Genomic DNA, 1477 nt, shown 5'->3' on the forward strand with positions numbered 1-1477 from the left:
GAAGTTTAGAAAATCTTAAGGTTCTGATTTAATTTGCTTAAATGTGGTTAAAGTTAATGATTTTTAAAAGTTTTTTTTAGTTATTTAGTAATGCACAAATTTAGGTGTTTGTCAAATTAATTTAGATGCGTTTACCCTGGCTAAAATCGGCTGGTATTCCACTCTGGGAAATGGATTGGCATCGGGGTAAATGAGGTTCAAACCTAGTCGCAGAAAGGAAAAAGACGAAGAGAGCTTAATTTGCCTTGACGACTGGGTTTGAGCCTATTTTCAAGATAACTTTTGTCTAAGTCCCGCTAGGGCATTTTCCTTCTTCCTTGTGCTAGTAGAATCCATACTACAGCCAAAGCGTTAAAGTGAACAAAAAAACCTGTCTCAAATTTAATGACTTCCCCAATTTCTCCCGATCGCCGTTTGTTAAAATATCGAATTGCGCTGCTCATCAGTATAATCGTGATTATCCCTTTAGGTTACGTAGTGAGATTTTCTGGTGGCCCTGCAGCGGAATGGTTCAACGACTCTTTTGGGAGCATAGCCTATGAGGTATTTTGGATTTTGCTGGTAGTTCTGATCTTGCCGCGAGTTTCGCAAATTAGGGCGGCTGTAGCTGTGTGTCTAGCTACCTGCGGAGTAGAGTTTCTCCAACTGTGGACTCCTCCGTTTTTACAAGCAATGCCAGCTACTTTACCCGGCAGGCTGATTTTGGGAAATCACTTTACTTGGTCAGATTTTATCTCTTATTTTGTGGGGAGTTTTTTAGGTTGGTTGTGGGTGCGATGGCTTCATTTCACTTGCTTCCGCTTGTAACTTGTACTGCATTTAAATTGTATATTTCGATGACCAGACCCCAATTCGTCAAATCCTCTCCCCATCAGCTCCTCTAACACCATAGACAATCTAAATGCACAAAAGCTTAATGATATGGTGGCGGTTATTTTCACTCAATTCTAAGCGATCGGGTTAACTTAGAATTGAGAATTTTTAGGAGTTGAAGTGGGAGCTATATTTCCGCGCTCTCGCCAGAGCAACAACGGAATGCTTAACGTTCCTAAAATCATCACAGTTCCAGCCAGAATCCAAACTAGCACAGGATTTGGGCGATAATCACCTCGCTCGATTTGCCAGAAAACTCGATTATAACGCCATGCTGCTAAGGCAATGACCGCAATGCCAAAAACGACCATAACCAGCCCTAAAGTTTCCGAGTTGAAGAAGGGAGGGGAGGAAACTTGTTGCTGAGTCACTGTAGCTTGAAATTGACCCAGAAATAAACTGAACCGAGCGATCGCCAACCCAAAACCAATTAAAGCCAGTGAAGTTCGCAACCATGCAATAAACGGCTCTCCTGAGTTTATGGTGTAAAATAGATCAACCAATACAGTTAAAGTAATGAGCTTTCATTTAGACTATTTATTAGACTTGCCTGGAGTCAAGGTTGAAACTTGCACTCAAATTGAAGGAAAAATTTACTTTAAAC

The 1477-nt window shown here is 41.0% G+C and carries 2 protein-coding genes; one reads left to right on the forward strand and one right to left on the reverse strand.

Features of this window, described 5'->3' with window-relative positions:
* The first annotated feature begins 384 nt into the window (after positions 1–384).
* The gene (locus ACUVJL_RS06105) at positions 385–807 is read left to right on the forward strand and encodes a ribosomal maturation YjgA family protein (RefSeq protein WP_445245037.1); all 423 of its coding nucleotides are present in this window, start codon (positions 385–387) and stop codon (positions 805–807) included.
* Positions 808–965: 158 nt separating this feature from the next.
* Here the strand turns inward: ACUVJL_RS06105 and ACUVJL_RS06110 are convergent, their stop codons facing one another.
* Positions 966–1325 carry a YidH family protein gene (locus tag ACUVJL_RS06110; protein WP_445245038.1) on the reverse strand — a complete coding sequence of 120 codons (360 nt, stop codon included), beginning with the start codon at positions 1323–1325 and terminating at the stop codon, positions 966–968.
* Positions 1326–1477: the final 152 nt, after the last annotated feature.

The sequence above is a fragment of the Microcoleus sp. OTE_8_concoct_300 genome, from assembly GCF_031383065.1.
GTDB lineage: Bacteria > Cyanobacteriota > Cyanobacteriia > Cyanobacteriales > Microcoleaceae > Microcoleus.